We start from the raw sequence: 15,412 nt of genomic DNA, 5'->3' as shown, positions 1-15,412 counted from the left end.
TTCGCTGTATTTATGCTTTTCCCTTGAATTCCCGCCTACGCGGGAATGACATAAACCGAGCCGCGCAACAATTATAAGTTAGAATGACACTAGAGTAAGGCCTCTCTTAAAAAGTTATGCTTGCTCTTGAGTTTCAAAAAACATTCTGCAATCTCCTACAATATCTTCAGTAGGACCTCCAGGATATAAATTTATATACTCTGCATCTATTTTACTTAAAAAACATGATGAGGATAATTCTGCATGCACCGGTTCTAAATTTTTTGCACGTAAAATATAAACAGGGCTATTTGCATCTTCCTTAGCTTTATCAATTAGTTTATAATTATAAGTACCACCGCCTAAACGCTTGCTGTTTTCCGTATCTATATCTCTATTAAATTCTAATGCTGTGATATTAGAATGATTATCAGGTTCAGTAGCAATAATTGCCGCATGAGATTTGTAAAGATAAATATCCCCTGGTTGGATTAACTTTAACTGCTCTCCGCTTGTATTAGAGTCTAAGGTAGTAACTAACTTATATCCATATTGAGAATAATTTTCTCTCATTTGGGTAGTATTTATACCTCGTACCTGTTCAGTAGTAAGATAGGTTGCTTTACCTACACTACTTGAACAATCCTCAGGACCAAAAATTAATTGATCTTTAAAATAACGATGTCCGCCAAATTGGTAATCTCCAAAAAGTAACATTCCTTTTTCACCAACAAAATGATAATCTTTCGGTATCAACTCTTTCGGCAGCTCATATTGTGAATTATAAAATTCATAAACAGTGCTGGCTCCTACTAATGATGTCGGTTTAATATTAAGTTTTTGGGCAATACGTTCAAGCAACACTGAACTAACAGAAGAATTTTCATTCCCCCAAAACGATACCGTATTATCTGACTGTAAAATAGGTAGTTCATTAGAATTTATTTCATTTGATAAACCTCTATAAAATTTTCCTTTTGCTGTTTTATCTATTAAATTATCACTTTGCCCCTTTGCATAATCTAATGCCATTTTTAACTGTAGGTTAGTCTTGTTAAATTTTATAGGAAAACCGAGATCATTTACATCTTGTTCTTTTAAATAGTTATTTACTGATTTACTTGTATTATAAGACTCTTTTAAATCTTGTATAATTTCCTTTCCCATTATCTCACCACTTTTATCAATGCCATTTTCTTCCAATACTTCAACTATAGCGTACTGCTCTTTATTTTGCGCGTCTCTAGTTGCGAATTGTTTAGCTCTAATTTGAGCTACCATGTGAAGAACTGATTTTGAGTTAATATTAAAATCTTTCATAAAACCTCTTTTAAAATTATATAGAGGTTAGAAATTAATGATTTTTAACTATTGTGTCAATTAAATATAAAAATTTGTTAGTATTTTACTCAAAAGGTTGACGTAGATTAATAGCGGCAGATAAAGTACCTTCATCTAGATAGTCAAGTTCACCTCCGATAGGTATACCGCTAGCAAGGCGAGAAATTTTAGCAGGGTGTTCTCTTAGATATTCAGTAATAAAATAGGCAGTAGTTTGCCCTTCTAAGGTAGAATTAGTAGCAATAACAACTTCTTTAATATTTTCCGCAAAACATCTTTTAAGTAGTTCAGGTAATCTGAGTATTCTAGGATTTTGCCTACTAGCTGCCGATAAATTATGACCTAGTACGTGATATAAACCTTTAAAATTACCACTACGCTCCATTGCCCATAATTCAGCCACGGTTTCAACAACAGCAATAACCGATTTATCTCGATATTCTTCAGTGCAAATACGGCAAATATTTTCCGTATCCATATTACCGCAAATCTCGCATTTTACTATTTTTTTGTCTATCTCTACAAGGTTATTAATCAGGCTTTTTAACCTTATATCTTTATCTTGCAGTAGGTACAGTACTATACGTCTTGCCGACCTACTACCAAGACCGGGTAATTTTGAAAAAAGATAGATTAGCCGGTCTATTTCATTATCATTTGTTTTATTCATAGTCGGAGTATATATCATTATAAATGAAGAGTCGGTATATAATACGAAGCTCAATTTGAAAAAGAGCTAGGCGTTTTGAAGCTTTTAATCGCAGCGTACATACTAGTACGTGAAGATTAAAAGCAAAAAACAACGAGGTCAATTTTTCAAATTCAGCGAGTACACATTTAAGACTTAATAACGACTGTTCCGGCTATCTTATCATGTAATGCTTGTTTCTTGGAAGAAAAAAGTATGAAAAAAATTCCAATAGGAAAAGTCATATATCCTAAAAATCTTTTAATTAACTGCTTTAAAGTCGGACGATTTAATGTTACGGCATCTACGAGTTTCATACGTAGAAATATTTTACTAAGCGTTGCACCTTTATAATACCAAAACGTTACAAAATACGAGCCTATTACTAATATATTAGTAGCAAAAATTGAGATATTAAACAAAATATATTTGTTAAAATTTCCTGCTTTAAGATATTCATAAAATTCCTGACTCATAACAGAGCTAAACATTTCATTAGGATTATAAAAAGTAATGTTATTGCTAAGGAAATAATCATTAAAGAACAACCATAATAAATTAAAAGAACAAGATTGTGATATTGGGATTGCTATAAAGGCAAATAATGATAAATCAAGTGCCGTAGAAAAAATTCGTGCTATAAAATCAGGATAAATAATTTGCTTTTTCATTGCCGGTTACTTTATTTTGGTGTTAGATAGTAAAGGTTGTGGTATGGTACTCTTTTGTCATCCTAGCTAATTTGATCGCGGGATCTAGTCTTTTTTTTAATTTTTTTATGGATATCGTGGTCAAGTCACGGGGTGACAACAAAAGGATCGAGCAGTACAGCATACATAATCAAAATTCAATATATTACATTTATGAATCAATTTGAAGCATATAGTTTATTATTTGTTGATAGTTTTGTCTCAAATCTTGTTATCAGTTTTCAGAATGAGTTAATATTTCATTCTATGAAAATGTTTGGAGGCTATAATAGTTTAATAATGCTGTTAGTAGCTACTTGTGCTTCTCTTAGCGGTAATACAGTCAATTATATCTTTGGAAGAGTAGTTTTAAATATCTTTTATACTTCCAAAAATGAACAAAATATTTTAAGACTTAAAAATTTAACAAAACTATATTATAAATATGAGTTATTTATACTTTTCTTAATGGCGTTTCCTTTTTGGGGCTGTTTTATTTCTTTATTCTCTGGTTTTTTTAAAACCAAATTTCTAAAATTTTTGAGCGTTGGTTGTTTGGCAAAAGTATGCTATTATGCTCTAGGTTTTGTGAACATTTCTAATTGATTTGTTATTTTGAGGTATTTTTTAGTGAAAATTAATAAAATTTTTATAGAAATAGTTATTCATATTTCAAAAAAAATCTTATAATTTGTAGCAAAAAATAACCAAAATTAAATCTTTTTAGAAAAGTTTACAAAACCTAAAATTATATATATCTTAACTTATGAAAAAATTAACTAAAGCAAATTCTCATAGACAACAAAAATTAGCAAGCATTATAAATGAAGCATTAATCGAAATTCTAAGGCGTGGTAAAATGCTGGATAGCAGACTTTTTGATTGTCCTCTCACTATTACGAAAGTTATAGTTACCACCGACCTAAAAATAGCTAATTGTTATTTCTTGCCTTTTAATACTAAACTAACAATAGATGAAATTATGAATGCCTTAAATAATTCTAAAAATGCTATCAGAAATTTTATTACTAATAAAATAAATATGAAATTCTCGCCTGATATAAGATTTCATTACGATCACGGGTTCGAGAATGCTACAAAAGTAGAAGAGTTACTAAAAAATATTAGTACTAGTAATTAAATATTAGGTAGGTAGACGAAGTTTAATTTGAAAAAGAGTAGTAGTCTATAAGGCGAGGAACGGAAGCCATTACTTAATACGTGAGTACCGCAGAACTTATTAGACTTTGTGCTAATTTTCAAATTAAACGAGTATAGGTGCTAGGGGATAAACTCAATCATTAAAAACAATAATTATCCGTTATATTAAAATACTTATGAATAAGTGTTAGTATAACAGCCCTCTAGCATAAATGGACTAAGGACTATAAAATGTTTTGCAACGATGGAGTTTAAACATCATTTACAAAACGAGGATATCATAATAATTGAAATAATCAAGATATTTTAGTTATCTTTTAATATTTTTTAAACTTTAATTTTAACTCAAATAAAAATAAATTCTTATTTTTATTAAATAACTTTAAAAGATTATTTTTTTATATTAATATATAGGAATCATCTTTTAATAAAAAATAAATAGAATAATGTCTCCTCAAATAATCGAGCTATTAATTTTTGCCGCTATTGCCTTTTTTATTATTAACAAATTAATTACGACTCTTGGTTCTACCTCAGAAGAGGAACAGACAAAGCAAAAATCTTATTTTGGCGAACCAGTTATTAAAGACGTAACTCAGAGCGCAGTTAAATCTAATAAAAAAGAAAAAAATTTCCCAACAGCCCAAGATATTAAAGCTTTTAAAGATATAATAGTAGAGCAAAATATAACTGCGGTTGTAGACGGAATGGAACAGGTACATAAACGCCTTTATTCATTTGATCCGGTTAAATTTATAAATAATGCTAAAACTGCTTTTCAAATGATTATAGAAGCTGCTTATAAAAAGGATACTCAAGAATTATCTGAGTTGATAGATAAAAGATATTTGGAAGAATTTGAAAAAATAACACAATCTTACGGTGATTTTTTTGACTCATCGGCTTTAAATGCAAAATATTCAGAAATTTATATGTTTGGCAATAATATTTTTATTAAATTACTATTCCAAGGTAAAAATGTAGTTGACAAAATCGAATACTTAAAAGAAGAATGGACATTTACACGTAATGCTAATACCAGAGAAGTAGATTGGTTTTTAAGTAATATTGAGAGAGTGTAGATAAAATTCTACATCATTGCGAGAAAATTACGAAGTAATTAACGAAGTAATCTCAGGATATTTGTCGAGATTGCCACGAAGCCTATGGCTGCTCGCAATGACGGCTTAAATAACCTAACAAGTTATATAGTAATGACAAAATTTTTCTATATTATAGGCACTATATTAATAATAAGTGTCGGTATTTTTATGTTTCAAAAGCAAACGATAACAGATAACAATCATATAATCCCAAGAAAAGTTTTATTCGGCAATCCTGATAAAGCTAGAGTTTCTCTAACCCACGACGGTAAATATATTCTATATATCGCACCCAAAGATGGTGTCCTAAATATTTGGTTAGCTCCAAGCGATGATATTAGTAAAGCACAAGCCATAACTTATGATAAAGGTCGCGGTATTAGGTCTTACGCTAAGGCTTACAACAATAAAAATATTTTATATAGTCAAGATTTTAATGGTGATGAAAATGACCGAATCTATAGTTATAATATAGAAACGAAGGAGACAAAGTTACTTACTCCCGAAAGAGGCGTTAAAGCCGGTATAGCCGGAGTGAGTTATAAAAAGCCAAATGAGATATTAATATATTTAAATGAACGTAATCCTGAATATTTTGATATTTATAAATTAAATCTGGGTACTTTAGAAAAAGAACTGATTTATAAAAATGATAGATTTACCGATTACGTAGCTGATGAAAATTTAAATTTAAGATTCGGTAGTTTACTAGATAAAGACGGAGCCGTTGAATATTATGAATTAAAAGACGGTAAGCAGCAATTATATACTAAAATCTCAATGGAAGATTCTTTCAATACTTCTATACTAGGTTTTGATGCTAGCGGCGAAATTCTTTATATGCTTGAGGGGCGTAACCGTAATACTTCAGCCCTTAAGGCTATAACACTCGCTACCGGCGGCGAAGAAATATTAGCTGAAGATTCAAAAGCCGATATTGGCTTATTTGCCGTGCATCCTACCAAACAAACTCCGCAAGCAGTGTCTATAGATTATGATAGAGTTTCATACAAGATATTAGATAAAGATATTGAGGATGATATTAAATATCTGCAAGATCTTGATCGTGGTGATTTAATTATCAACAGCAGGACGTTAGACGACAAAACTTGGATTGTTGCTTATATGGCTGATAACGCACCGGTGAAATTTTATAAATATGATAAGGCAAATAAAAAAGCTGAATTTTTATTTTCTAACCGTAAAGATCTTGAGAAATATAATCTTGCTAAGATGATACCAGTAATTATCAAGTCACGTGACGGCCTTGATTTAGTTAGCTATATAACTTTCCCAAATTATGTAAAGCTTGATGAAGATAATATACCAGATAGAAAAGTACCTCTAATCTTAAATGTTCATGGCGGTCCGTGGGTGCGTGATAGCTGGGGATATGATCCTGAACATCAATGGCTTGCAAACCGTGGCTATGCAGTTTTAACTGTTAATTACCGTGGTTCTACAGGCTTTGGTAAAAATTTCCTAAATGCTGGTAATTTAGAATATGCTGGTAGAATGCACACTGACTTAATTGACGGTGTTAACTGGGCTATTAAGAATAATGTAGTTGATTCTGATAAAGTTTGTATTATGGGTGGAAGCTATGGAGGTTATGCAACGCTTGTAGGTCTTACCATGACGCCTGACGTGTTTGCTTGTGGTGTTGACGTTGTAGGAATGTCTGATTTATTAACACATGTGCAATCTAAAGCTCCTTACATGACACCATTATTAAGTATATATAGAACACGTATAGGACCTTGGGATACCGAAAAGGAAAAAGAATTTTTAAGACAAAGATCACCGATTAATTTTATAGATAACATTAAAAAACCTCTATTTATAGCACAAGGAGTCCATGACGTTAGAGTGGTGCAAGCCCAATCTGACAAAATCGTAAATGCCCTGAAAGCAAACCATATACCGGTAGTTTATGCCCTTTACAAAGATGAAGGACACGGCTTTGCCAAACCGGGTAACAGAATATCTTATTACGCTCTTGCCGAACAATTTTTAGCTAAGATTTTAAAAGGAGGAGCCGAGCATATAGAAGATGATTTAAAAAATGCTAATCTTATTCTGAATGATAACGAAAAAATTACCGGTAAGGAAGCAGAAAAGATTATAGATACAGCAGTTGGGAATTAAGAAGAAACTGTTATACCGCGGCTTGATCGCGGTATCTAGAAAAATTAAAAAAGAATGGGTGCCGCGATCAAGTCGCGGTATGCATAGTTGAGGTATCATTATGCTACTTACAAATACTGAAAATTCTTACGGCTTAATCGCAAAACTTTTCCACTGGACGATGAGTATTATAGTTATAGTAATGCTCATTGTCGGTTTCTCAATGGACAATTTCGTAGAACCACCTCTAAAATGGCAGCTATACGGCTTACATGAAGCTACCGGCATAGTTGTTTTATCTTTAGTAATAATAAGGCTTTTATGGAAATTCTATAATGCTAATGTTTTACTACCGGCTGATATACCGAATTGGCAGAAAAAAGCTGCACAAATTAATATAAATTTGTTATATCTTTTAATGTTATTAATGCCAATAAGCGGCTTTCTAATGACTATTTTATCAAATCATCATATTGATTTTTACGGTCTATTCACTATAAACTCTTTCGCTCAAGATTTACAATTTGCCAAAATTTTTAAAAAAATCCATAAAGAAGCCGCTTTGTTATTTACTGCCTTAATTATTTTGCATATACTAGCTGCGTTTTATCATCACTTTATTAGAAAAGATAACGTACTTAAGAGGATGTGGAATGAGTAAAAATATTTTAGATTTTTTTGAAAAAGGTAAACATAAGAACAAAAATGAACCAATCGATATAGACAAAGCTATTGCTATAGCAGTGATAGAAGGGAATCTTAGCTTAGATAAAAAACTCTCTTCTTTACAGCTTAAAGATTAATTATTATACTGTGCTTTAATTATTTAAATAAATTATTTAAAATGAATATTCATGAATATCAAGCAAAAGAGATTTTAAGAAGATACGGTGTGCCTACTTCCACTGGACTCGTTGTTACAAAAACCGAAAAGATTAACGAAACCATAGATAAGTTAAATACGGAAGTATATGTGGTTAAAGCACAGATACATGCCGGCGGCAGAGGTAAAGCAGGCGGTGTTAAGGTTGTTAAGAGTAAAGAAGAGGCCAAGAAAGTTGCTCATGACATGTTCGGTATTAATTTAGTAACACATCAAACAGGACCCGCGGGGCAGAAAGTAAACCGTCTCTATATAGAATCGGGCTGTGATATTTTAAAAGAATATTATTTCAGTATAGTATTTGATAGATCAGATAGCCGTATTACTTTTATAACTTCTACTGAAGGAGGGGTTGATATTGAAGAAGTGGCAGAAAAAACCCCGGAAAAAATTGTTAAATTTTCTGTTGATCCTGCAACCGGTTTACAAGATTTTCATATGCGAGGCATAGCTTATGAGTTAGGCTTTAAGGATAACCAAGCTAAACAGATGAAAGAAGTAGTAAGATCGGTCTATCATACTTTTATTGAAACTGATGCAGCGCAAATTGAAATCAACCCGTTAATTGTAAATAGTGACGGTGATCTACTCGCTTTAGACGCAAAAATCACTTTTGACGATAATGGTTTATTTAAACACCCGAATATTACGGCAATGCGTGATCACGATGAAGAAGACCCTCTAGAAACTAGAGCAGCAAATGTAGGACTTAGCTATGTAAAAATGGATGGTAATATCGGCTGTATGGTTAACGGCGCCGGTCTTGCCATGGCTACTATGGACATTATTAAGCTTTACGGTGCGTCACCTGCAAATTTCTTAGATGTTGGTGGAGGAGCTGATCGTGAGCGTGTAAAAGAAGCTTTAAAAATAATTTTATCCGATAAAGAAGTGAAAGGAATTTTAGTTAATATTTTTGGCGGCATTATGCGTTGTGATATTATAGCAGAAGGGATTATTGCAGCTGCAAAAGAAATAGGTATAAAAGTGCCGTTAGTGGTTCGTCTAGCCGGCACTAACGTTGAAAAAGGCGAAGAGATTTTATCAAATTCAGGTTTAGAAATAATACCGGCACATGATTTAGCAGATGCTGCAAATAAAATAGTTGAGGCGATAAGGTAGAGGTTTCGGTATGTCATTCCCGCGAAAGCGGGGATCCAGAAAAAAAGCGAAATAAATCGAGCTTTTAATTTTAAAAACTTACTGTTTATTACTAGATTCCCGCTTTCGCGGGAATGACATAAAATGACGTCACACACACAAAATAAAAAACGCAATCTATTAAAATAAATTATTATACATGGCAATATTAATAAATAAAAAAACAAAAGTAATCTGTCAGGGTTTTACAGGCTCACAAGGAACTTTCCACTCTGAACAAGCAATAGCTTATGGCACTAAAATGGTTGGTGGTGTTACGCCGGGCAAAGGTGGTGGAACTCATCTTGATTTACCGATTTATAATACCGTACATGAAGCAAAAGCAAAAACCGGTGCAAATGCTAGTGTTATTTATGTTCCACCTGCCTTTGCAGCTGATTCGATATTAGAAGCAATCGATGCCGAAATCGAAATAGTAGTATGTATTACAGAAGGAATTCCGGTACTTGATATGGTGAAAGTAAAACGTGCTTTAGTCGGTTCTAGAACTAGATTAATCGGTCCTAATTGTCCAGGAATTATAACTCCTGATGAATGTAAAATCGGTATAATGCCGGGGCATATTCACAAAAAGGGCTCAATAGGTGTCGTTTCAAGATCAGGTACTTTAACTTATGAGGCAGTAGCACAGACAACAACCGTAGGGCTTGGGCAATCTACATGCGTCGGTATTGGCGGCGATCCTGTTAATGGGACTAATTTTGTTGATTGTATTGAAATGTTTTTGAAAGATGATGATACAAAAGCTATTATTATGATTGGTGAAATTGGTGGTAATGCGGAAGAAGATGCAGCCGATTTTATCAAACAATCAAAAATCAAAAAACCTATTGTTAGCTTTATAGCAGGTATTACAGCACCTCCTGGTAAAAGAATGGGACATGCCGGAGCTATTATTGCCGGAGGAAAAGGAAGCGCTGAAGATAAGCTTGAAGCTCTACAAAGTGCCGGTGTGACTATTACTAGATCCCCTGCCGATATCGGTAAGGTTATGTTGGATTTGTTAAATAGAAGTTAGAGTAGGATATATGCACTATCTCAAGACTAGATGAAATGAATAGTGCAGCTTATTTACTAAATAATGATTTTAGGAATTGAAGTAGACTTTTTGTGCAGCTTGCTTCTAAATATAATTTGTACGCCGAGAAGATAGCCGAATCTTCGTGTACTTCTTTATGCACTATGGTTTTATGCTCTTGCGTTTCTTTCAAATCCCTCTTTTTAGCTAAGTTATACAAGAGGGTCAATTGCAAAAAAAACTTAAATCTTTTTATTTTCCATCATTTATAGCGTAACTAATTTTGATTAAAAATCTCATCTTTTTTCTTTGCAGAAGGACGAGCATCATAAAATAATTCTATACCAGAAATAAGATTGTCGGTAAAAGATAGTAATGAAGCTTCTCTAAAAATACCTATAGGCCCAGGACAATCAAACTCCAATACCAACATAACCTTATCCTCATTATGAAATTTTTCACAAATTGTAAGATTCTTAAAGAACATCGAAAAGTTTTTAGCATCTTCAACTACTGATGCTTTGCCGTCCATAATCGCTAATGGGCCTATAAAATGAACATTAGTATGTATATACGAGGCCATTCCATCATAATTTTTATTAAGCATAGCCATATGATAAGAGGTTGCTTTATTTAAGTTTTTATCGGTCATAATATTTGTATAATTAGTTTTGGGAATTATATACTTGTATAACTTATATTTTCTTTTTATTTACCCAAGATGTAAATTCAGATATACTAAAAACTTCTATTGAATTACTACCAACTTGATCTTTGAGCCATTTCAAGGCTTCTTTTTTATATCCATCACCATCAATTATTATTATATAACCAAACCTCTATAAAGCAGTTACAATAAGATGGAGTAATTAAAATAAATCATTGTAATAACATATTCAGTAGACTTTAGAAAGAAAGTTTCAGCAATCAAGAAAAAAAAGAAGATGAGTTTTGCATCAATATCAAAACGTTTTGGAATAGGAAAGAATAGAGTATTTGTATGGACAAAAAGAATATCGCCCTTAAGAAGTAGAAATAAAGATTCAACAAAAATACCGCTTGATAGATTGAAGGTAGGCGTAGAGCAATATAGTGATGCATACCAATATGAAAGGGCTGAGCGGTTAGGAGTTAGTAAATCAGGGATACATAAAGCATTAAATAAGTTAAATATTACGTATAAAAAAAGCTTTAAGACATCCGAAGGCAAAAGAAGAAGAGAGGCTAGAATTTCAGCATAAGATCAAAAAGTATAAAGCGGAAGAGAAAGTGATCGTATTTACCGATGAGAGCTGTTTTGTCCGTAGTGCTCCTAGTGTTAGCAACGGAAGTAAAATGATACAGCACAATGGATAAAAATTGATACAGTATTAAAGTAATATCTTCTGGGTAAGGAGGTAAAAAATAATGATAATACTGGAGCAAATAATGGAAATAAAAATATTAAATAAACAAGACACAAGCCTAAGAAGTATATCAAGAGAAGTAAGTGTTTCAGTAAATACAGTACGTAAATATTTAAAATATGATGGTAGCCCTAAATATAAGGATGGGAGGAAGTTGATAACAAAGCTAGCCCCGTATAAGGAGTACTTGAGCGAAAGAATAAAATCAGCCTATCCTATATCGCTACCCGGCACTGTATTGTTTCAAGAGATAAAGGAGATGGGTTACACGGGCAAGATGACCCAACTCAGAGATTATTTAAAAAGCATAAAGCCAGCAGCTAAGCAGGAGGATATGGTAAGATTCGAGACTGCATCCGGTAAACAGATGCAAGTTGATTGGATTGAATTTCGTAAAGGCAAGAACACTTTATCAGCTTTTGTAGCTACATTAGGATATAGTCGAGCAAGTTATGTGGAATTTGTTACTAATGAGAAGCTTGTAACGTTAATAGAATGCCATAAGCGTGCATTTGAATATTTTGGCGGAGTACCAAAAGAAGTGCTTTATGACAATATGAAAACAGTAATACTGGGTAGAGATACGTATGGTCTTGACATACATCTTTTTAATAAAGGAATGCTAGATTTTGCAAAACATTATGGTTTCCGCTTAAGAGTGTGTAGACCTTATCAAGCAAAAACCAAGAGCAAGGTTGAGCGATTTAATAGATATCTCAGAGAAAGCTTTTATAACCCATTAGTGACAAAATTAAAAACAGCAGAGCTAGTGTTGGATGTGGATACTGCAAATTCAGAGGTGCTAAAATGGCTGCGAGATATAGCGAATATGCGTGTGCATGGCACCACAGGTGAAATACCTGTAAAAAGATTAAAGTCTGAGAGGAGTACTCCTCAACCACTACCATTGGATTATAGCGGTAGTCATCCTGCGGTATTAGAGATTATGGAAGGTAAAGAAGAACGATTTTCTACAGTTTCTTTGCAGCATTCCCTATGCGTATACTAGATATATTGGAGGCATTATGAACCTGCAGCACCAACGTATAGCAGAGATGTGCCACTCATTAAATCTTGTTCAGGTAGCTGAAAATTATTTTGATATCGCACAGTCCTTCTAGTAAAGAAGACTCAAGTTATACGGATTTCCTTGAGTCAATATTAAAAACAGAGTTGTTGGCGGGTCACGCCCCCGTATTGCAGCTTAGCATGAATAGTCTATAATCCTCAAACAGTAATAAGAGAGAATTATAGTTAAGGAGTTATGGCAAGAATAGATGTTAAGTGTAGATCAAGAATAGATGTTAAGTGTAGATATTGTAACGACACAGAAAAAGTAGTAAAGGCGGGATATTCAATTTCAAAACAACAGAGATATCAATGCAAGCAGTGTAATCGATATTTTCAACTGTAATATATTAATAATGCCTCTAAGCCTGGAGTCAAGGCTCAGATAGTAGATATGTCAATCAATGGCTCTGGAGTTAGGGATACAGTAAGAGTATTAAAAGTGAGTATCAATACGGTTATCCGTGTTTTAAAAAAATCTAGCGTTAAAAAAGATAAATCATTCTATCAATACGATAGAAGTAATTATTGCTCCTGAAATAGATGAACAATGGCCTTATGTACAGAATAAATCCAAACAAAGATGGCTTTGATATTCTTTGGATAAGATTTTGTTAAAAGTAGTTGCTTATACTTTTGGTACAAGATGTGATAGCACATCAGAATCATTACTGAAAAAAACCGGAGGATTTTAAGGTTACTTTTTACTTTACAGATGGATGGGGAAGTTATGCTAGGTTATTAGATCCCAAAAAACACATTGTTAGTAAAAAATATACTCAACGGATAGAACGGGGTAACTTAAATCTTAGAACAAGATGCAAAAGACTGACACGTAAAACAATTTGTTTTCCCAAGTCATTGGATATTCATGATAAAGTCATCGGAACTCTTATTGAACGTATAGCATTTAATATCCACATCTGTAAAATGGAGGTGCGACCCATATAAATTTAAAACTAGAGAGGAAGCAAAGTATGCCATATTTGAATATATCTGGATTTCAATATTATCGGTATAGCACTTATACTTGGACTTCCTATTGGATATGCCGTTTATAAATCAAGATGTTGTGGTATAGTAAAAACTATACAAGAATTAAAATGTTTGGAAATGATGGAATGGGGTGACAACACGAGTATTAATTGTGAATAAGAGCGGAGGGAACAAGTCATCGATGTCATTCCTAATTCCGCAGAAATGACATCATCCTATAATAACATCAATTATATCAAGCTTGTTCAGTATTTGGTGTAGTTTGCTCTTCTCCAACAACTGGCATTTCATCACTATCATAATTAAATGTATCTGTTGTAGAAGGGGTGGACGATACAGGCGATTTACTTGCTAATTCAGTAGACTTTACCTCTAAATAGTCTCTTACTTCTCGTTTACCAAGCAATTCCATAGCATCATTTTTATTACTCTCTTTTATATATCCTTCTGGAATATATGCTTTAATATATTCTATATCAAATGCGTTCTTTAATAAATAAGGTGATATAAACTCTAATATGTCCTTGCCGCTTCTTTTATAACTAGCAAATGAATAAGTAACACAAATACCGTAGTCATTTAATTTATTGCAAAATTCTTGTGTTTTGTCTGGCGAATGTTGTTTTGCAGATTCCACAACTTTTAAAGCATATAATATCTGCTCTCTTGTTGCTTGAATAGAAACATCATCTGAAGCCATTCCATAAGCTTTTTCAAGCCCTTGATCTTTAAAATGTAATTTTTTTGTTATTTCTTTTATTTCAGTAACAATAGGGCTTTGAGGACCTTTTATAGAGGTAAGACTAGTAGTACTTACGGAGAGTTTACTTTTCATAATATACCTATTAGTAAATTTAATATATTTCTATATTCAGATATTAATTTTTATTAATAAATAATAATCTTACTTAGAAAATAATAAACCTATTAGATGGCGATAAATATATCACATAGTATGTTATATCGAGCAAGCATTACTGCTATTGTCATCATCTTCACGGATAAATTTTTGCTTTACCTTAGAATTGTTATTATACGGCTTACTATTTTTTACCGGTGAATAATTTACAGGCTCATAATTTGTAACGGGCGGTGCATAATTTTGGTTTACCGTAGCATTTGGACAAGTATATTTTGATATATCGCGCTTAGTTTCTCTAAGCATTGCTTTTATCTGATTTAATTCCTCTTGTATCTTTTTTTCCTTATCGCTATCGCTTTTTCTAACCTTTTTATTCGCTCTGCTTAAAGTCATATCGTCATCGGATTCAGCGATGCCGACTTCTGCTTTTTGCCTTGCTATATCCCTTTTAATCATTTTAAGATATATTTCACGATTTCTCTTCACTGGATCTATTCTCTCCCCCCTTAAAGGACTATCGCTATCATAATCATCATCATTGTCGTTATCATCATCAAGATTATCTTCTACTATATTCTTTTTAGCCAAGGTAATATATTTGTTATTATATACCGGCTTTCTTTTACCGCCTTTAGCACCTTTACTATCAACCAATCTATTATTTGCGGATTTTTGAAAATAGCTTCTAAAATTATCGGTACAAGCTGAAAGTAAAAACATTCCTAAAAATAATATTATAATTTTTCTTAACATATATTTATATTATTCCAAAACTTTTATTATAACGTAGCTAATAATAGCCAAATTTGCAAGAGTAAAGCACCAAAATTCTATGTGCTTAATTAAATTATTGTTATTTTTATGTCATTCTCGCGAAAGCGGGAATCCAGTAAAGAAATATAAATACAGTAAATTTTTAAAATTAAAAGC

The 15,412-nt window shown here is 32.5% G+C and carries 21 protein-coding genes and 2 pseudogenes; 14 read left to right on the top strand and 9 right to left on the bottom strand.

Going from position 1 to position 15,412, the window contains the following annotated elements; translation table 11 throughout:
- Nucleotides 1-114 precede the first annotated feature (114 nt).
- From AAGD46_RS03515 to AAGD46_RS03505, 3 genes are all read right to left on the bottom strand, one after another.
- Nucleotides 115-1,299, bottom strand: coding sequence for a hypothetical protein (locus AAGD46_RS03515; RefSeq protein ID WP_341787779.1), 1,185 nt, complete (start codon nt 1,297-1,299; stop codon nt 115-117).
- 85 nt (nt 1,300-1,384) lie between these two features.
- The gene (gene recR / locus AAGD46_RS03510; protein WP_341787884.1) at nt 1,385-1,990 is read right to left on the bottom strand and encodes a recombination mediator RecR; all 606 of its coding nucleotides are present in this window, start codon (nt 1,988-1,990) and stop codon (nt 1,385-1,387) included.
- Nucleotides 1,991-2,157: 167 nt separating this feature from the next.
- Nucleotides 2,158-2,679, bottom strand: coding sequence for an RDD family protein (locus AAGD46_RS03505; RefSeq protein ID WP_341787778.1), 522 nt, complete (start codon nt 2,677-2,679; stop codon nt 2,158-2,160).
- A gap of 192 nt (nt 2,680-2,871) precedes the next feature.
- On the opposite strand from AAGD46_RS03505, the gene AAGD46_RS03500 reads away from it, so the two are divergent.
- From AAGD46_RS03500 to sucD, 8 genes are all read left to right on the top strand, one after another.
- The gene (locus tag AAGD46_RS03500; RefSeq protein WP_341787777.1) at nt 2,872-3,303 is read left to right on the top strand and encodes a YqaA family protein; all 432 of its coding nucleotides are present in this window, start codon (nt 2,872-2,874) and stop codon (nt 3,301-3,303) included.
- Nucleotides 3,304-3,463: 160 nt separating this feature from the next.
- Nucleotides 3,464-3,838, top strand: a complete 375-nt coding sequence (gene rbfA, locus AAGD46_RS03495) for a 30S ribosome-binding factor RbfA (protein ID WP_341787776.1) — start codon at nt 3,464-3,466, stop codon at nt 3,836-3,838.
- A gap of 466 nt (nt 3,839-4,304) precedes the next feature.
- Nucleotides 4,305-4,940, top strand: a complete 636-nt coding sequence (locus tag AAGD46_RS03490) for a Tim44 domain-containing protein (RefSeq protein ID WP_341787775.1) — start codon at nt 4,305-4,307, stop codon at nt 4,938-4,940.
- Nucleotides 4,941-5,072: 132 nt separating this feature from the next.
- Nucleotides 5,073-7,109: a S9 family peptidase gene (locus AAGD46_RS03485; protein WP_341787883.1), complete on the top strand. Its 2,037-nt coding sequence runs from the start codon at nt 5,073-5,075 to the stop codon at nt 7,107-7,109.
- A gap of 100 nt (nt 7,110-7,209) precedes the next feature.
- A complete protein-coding gene (locus AAGD46_RS03480) occupies nt 7,210-7,749 on the top strand; it encodes a cytochrome b (protein WP_341787774.1) in 540 nt (179 codons plus the stop codon).
- Nucleotides 7,742-7,891, top strand: coding sequence for a hypothetical protein (locus AAGD46_RS03475; protein WP_341787773.1), 150 nt, complete (start codon nt 7,742-7,744; stop codon nt 7,889-7,891). Before AAGD46_RS03480 ends, AAGD46_RS03475 begins: the two co-directional genes overlap by 8 nt.
- A gap of 41 nt (nt 7,892-7,932) precedes the next feature.
- Complete coding sequence (sucC, locus tag AAGD46_RS03470) at nt 7,933-9,093, top strand: ADP-forming succinate--CoA ligase subunit beta (RefSeq protein ID WP_341787772.1); 1,161 nt, start codon at nt 7,933-7,935, stop codon at nt 9,091-9,093.
- A 178-nt stretch (nt 9,094-9,271) separates the two neighbouring features.
- Complete coding sequence (gene sucD / locus AAGD46_RS03465; protein WP_341787771.1) at nt 9,272-10,150, top strand: succinate--CoA ligase subunit alpha; 879 nt, start codon at nt 9,272-9,274, stop codon at nt 10,148-10,150.
- 49 nt (nt 10,151-10,199) lie between these two features.
- Here the strand turns inward: sucD and AAGD46_RS03460 are convergent, their stop codons facing one another.
- The 3 genes and pseudogenes from AAGD46_RS03460 to AAGD46_RS03450 form a co-directional block, all read right to left on the bottom strand.
- Entirely contained in the window at nt 10,200-10,343 is a 144-nt protein-coding gene (locus AAGD46_RS03460) for a hypothetical protein (RefSeq protein WP_341787770.1), read from the bottom strand.
- Nucleotides 10,344-10,427: 84 nt separating this feature from the next.
- Nucleotides 10,428-10,802, bottom strand: a complete 375-nt coding sequence (locus tag AAGD46_RS03455; RefSeq protein ID WP_341787769.1) for a hypothetical protein — start codon at nt 10,800-10,802, stop codon at nt 10,428-10,430.
- A 43-nt stretch (nt 10,803-10,845) separates the two neighbouring features.
- Nucleotides 10,846-10,977: pseudogene (locus tag AAGD46_RS03450) on the bottom strand (PD-(D/E)XK nuclease superfamily protein); the annotation flags it as partial.
- Between the two features lie 117 nt (nt 10,978-11,094).
- Between AAGD46_RS03450 and AAGD46_RS03445 the strand changes: the two are divergent.
- The 6 genes and pseudogenes from AAGD46_RS03445 to AAGD46_RS08900 form a co-directional block, all read left to right on the top strand.
- Nucleotides 11,095-11,391, top strand: a complete 297-nt coding sequence (locus AAGD46_RS03445) for an IS630 transposase-related protein (protein ID WP_341786833.1) — start codon at nt 11,095-11,097, stop codon at nt 11,389-11,391.
- Between the two features lie 187 nt (nt 11,392-11,578).
- A complete protein-coding gene (gene istA, locus AAGD46_RS03440; protein WP_341787866.1) occupies nt 11,579-12,565 on the top strand; it encodes an IS21 family transposase in 987 nt (328 codons plus the stop codon).
- An 89-nt stretch (nt 12,566-12,654) separates the two neighbouring features.
- On the top strand, nt 12,655-12,780 hold the full coding sequence (locus AAGD46_RS03435) for a hypothetical protein (protein WP_341787768.1): 126 nt from the start codon (nt 12,655-12,657) through the stop codon (nt 12,778-12,780).
- A gap of 238 nt (nt 12,781-13,018) precedes the next feature.
- Nucleotides 13,019-13,162 (top strand): IS1-like element transposase, encoded by a 144-nt coding sequence (locus AAGD46_RS08910; RefSeq protein ID WP_341786696.1) that lies wholly within the window; start codon nt 13,019-13,021, stop codon nt 13,160-13,162.
- Complete coding sequence (locus AAGD46_RS08905) at nt 13,119-13,217, top strand: IS1 family transposase (RefSeq protein ID WP_410525950.1); 99 nt, start codon at nt 13,119-13,121, stop codon at nt 13,215-13,217. The genes AAGD46_RS08910 and AAGD46_RS08905 overlap by 44 nt, the downstream gene beginning before the upstream one ends.
- A 157-nt stretch (nt 13,218-13,374) precedes the next feature.
- Nucleotides 13,375-13,476 (top strand): annotated as a pseudogene (locus AAGD46_RS08900) (IS1 family transposase); the annotation flags it as partial.
- 6 nt (nt 13,477-13,482) lie between these two features.
- Here the strand turns inward: AAGD46_RS08900 and AAGD46_RS08895 are convergent.
- From AAGD46_RS08895 to AAGD46_RS03420, 3 genes are all read right to left on the bottom strand, one after another.
- A complete protein-coding gene (locus tag AAGD46_RS08895; protein WP_410525948.1) occupies nt 13,483-13,608 on the bottom strand; it encodes a hypothetical protein in 126 nt (41 codons plus the stop codon).
- A gap of 247 nt (nt 13,609-13,855) precedes the next feature.
- A complete protein-coding gene (locus AAGD46_RS03425) occupies nt 13,856-14,455 on the bottom strand; it encodes a hypothetical protein (protein WP_341787972.1) in 600 nt (199 codons plus the stop codon).
- A gap of 123 nt (nt 14,456-14,578) precedes the next feature.
- A complete protein-coding gene (locus tag AAGD46_RS03420; RefSeq protein WP_341787767.1) occupies nt 14,579-15,235 on the bottom strand; it encodes a hypothetical protein in 657 nt (218 codons plus the stop codon).
- Nucleotides 15,236-15,412 lie beyond the last annotated feature (177 nt).

Source organism: Rickettsia endosymbiont of Cantharis rufa, assembly GCF_964026445.1.
GTDB lineage: Bacteria > Pseudomonadota > Alphaproteobacteria > Rickettsiales > Rickettsiaceae > Rickettsia.
Note: the sequence above shows the minus strand (reverse complement) of the source record. Positions and strands in the feature narration are given on the sequence as shown.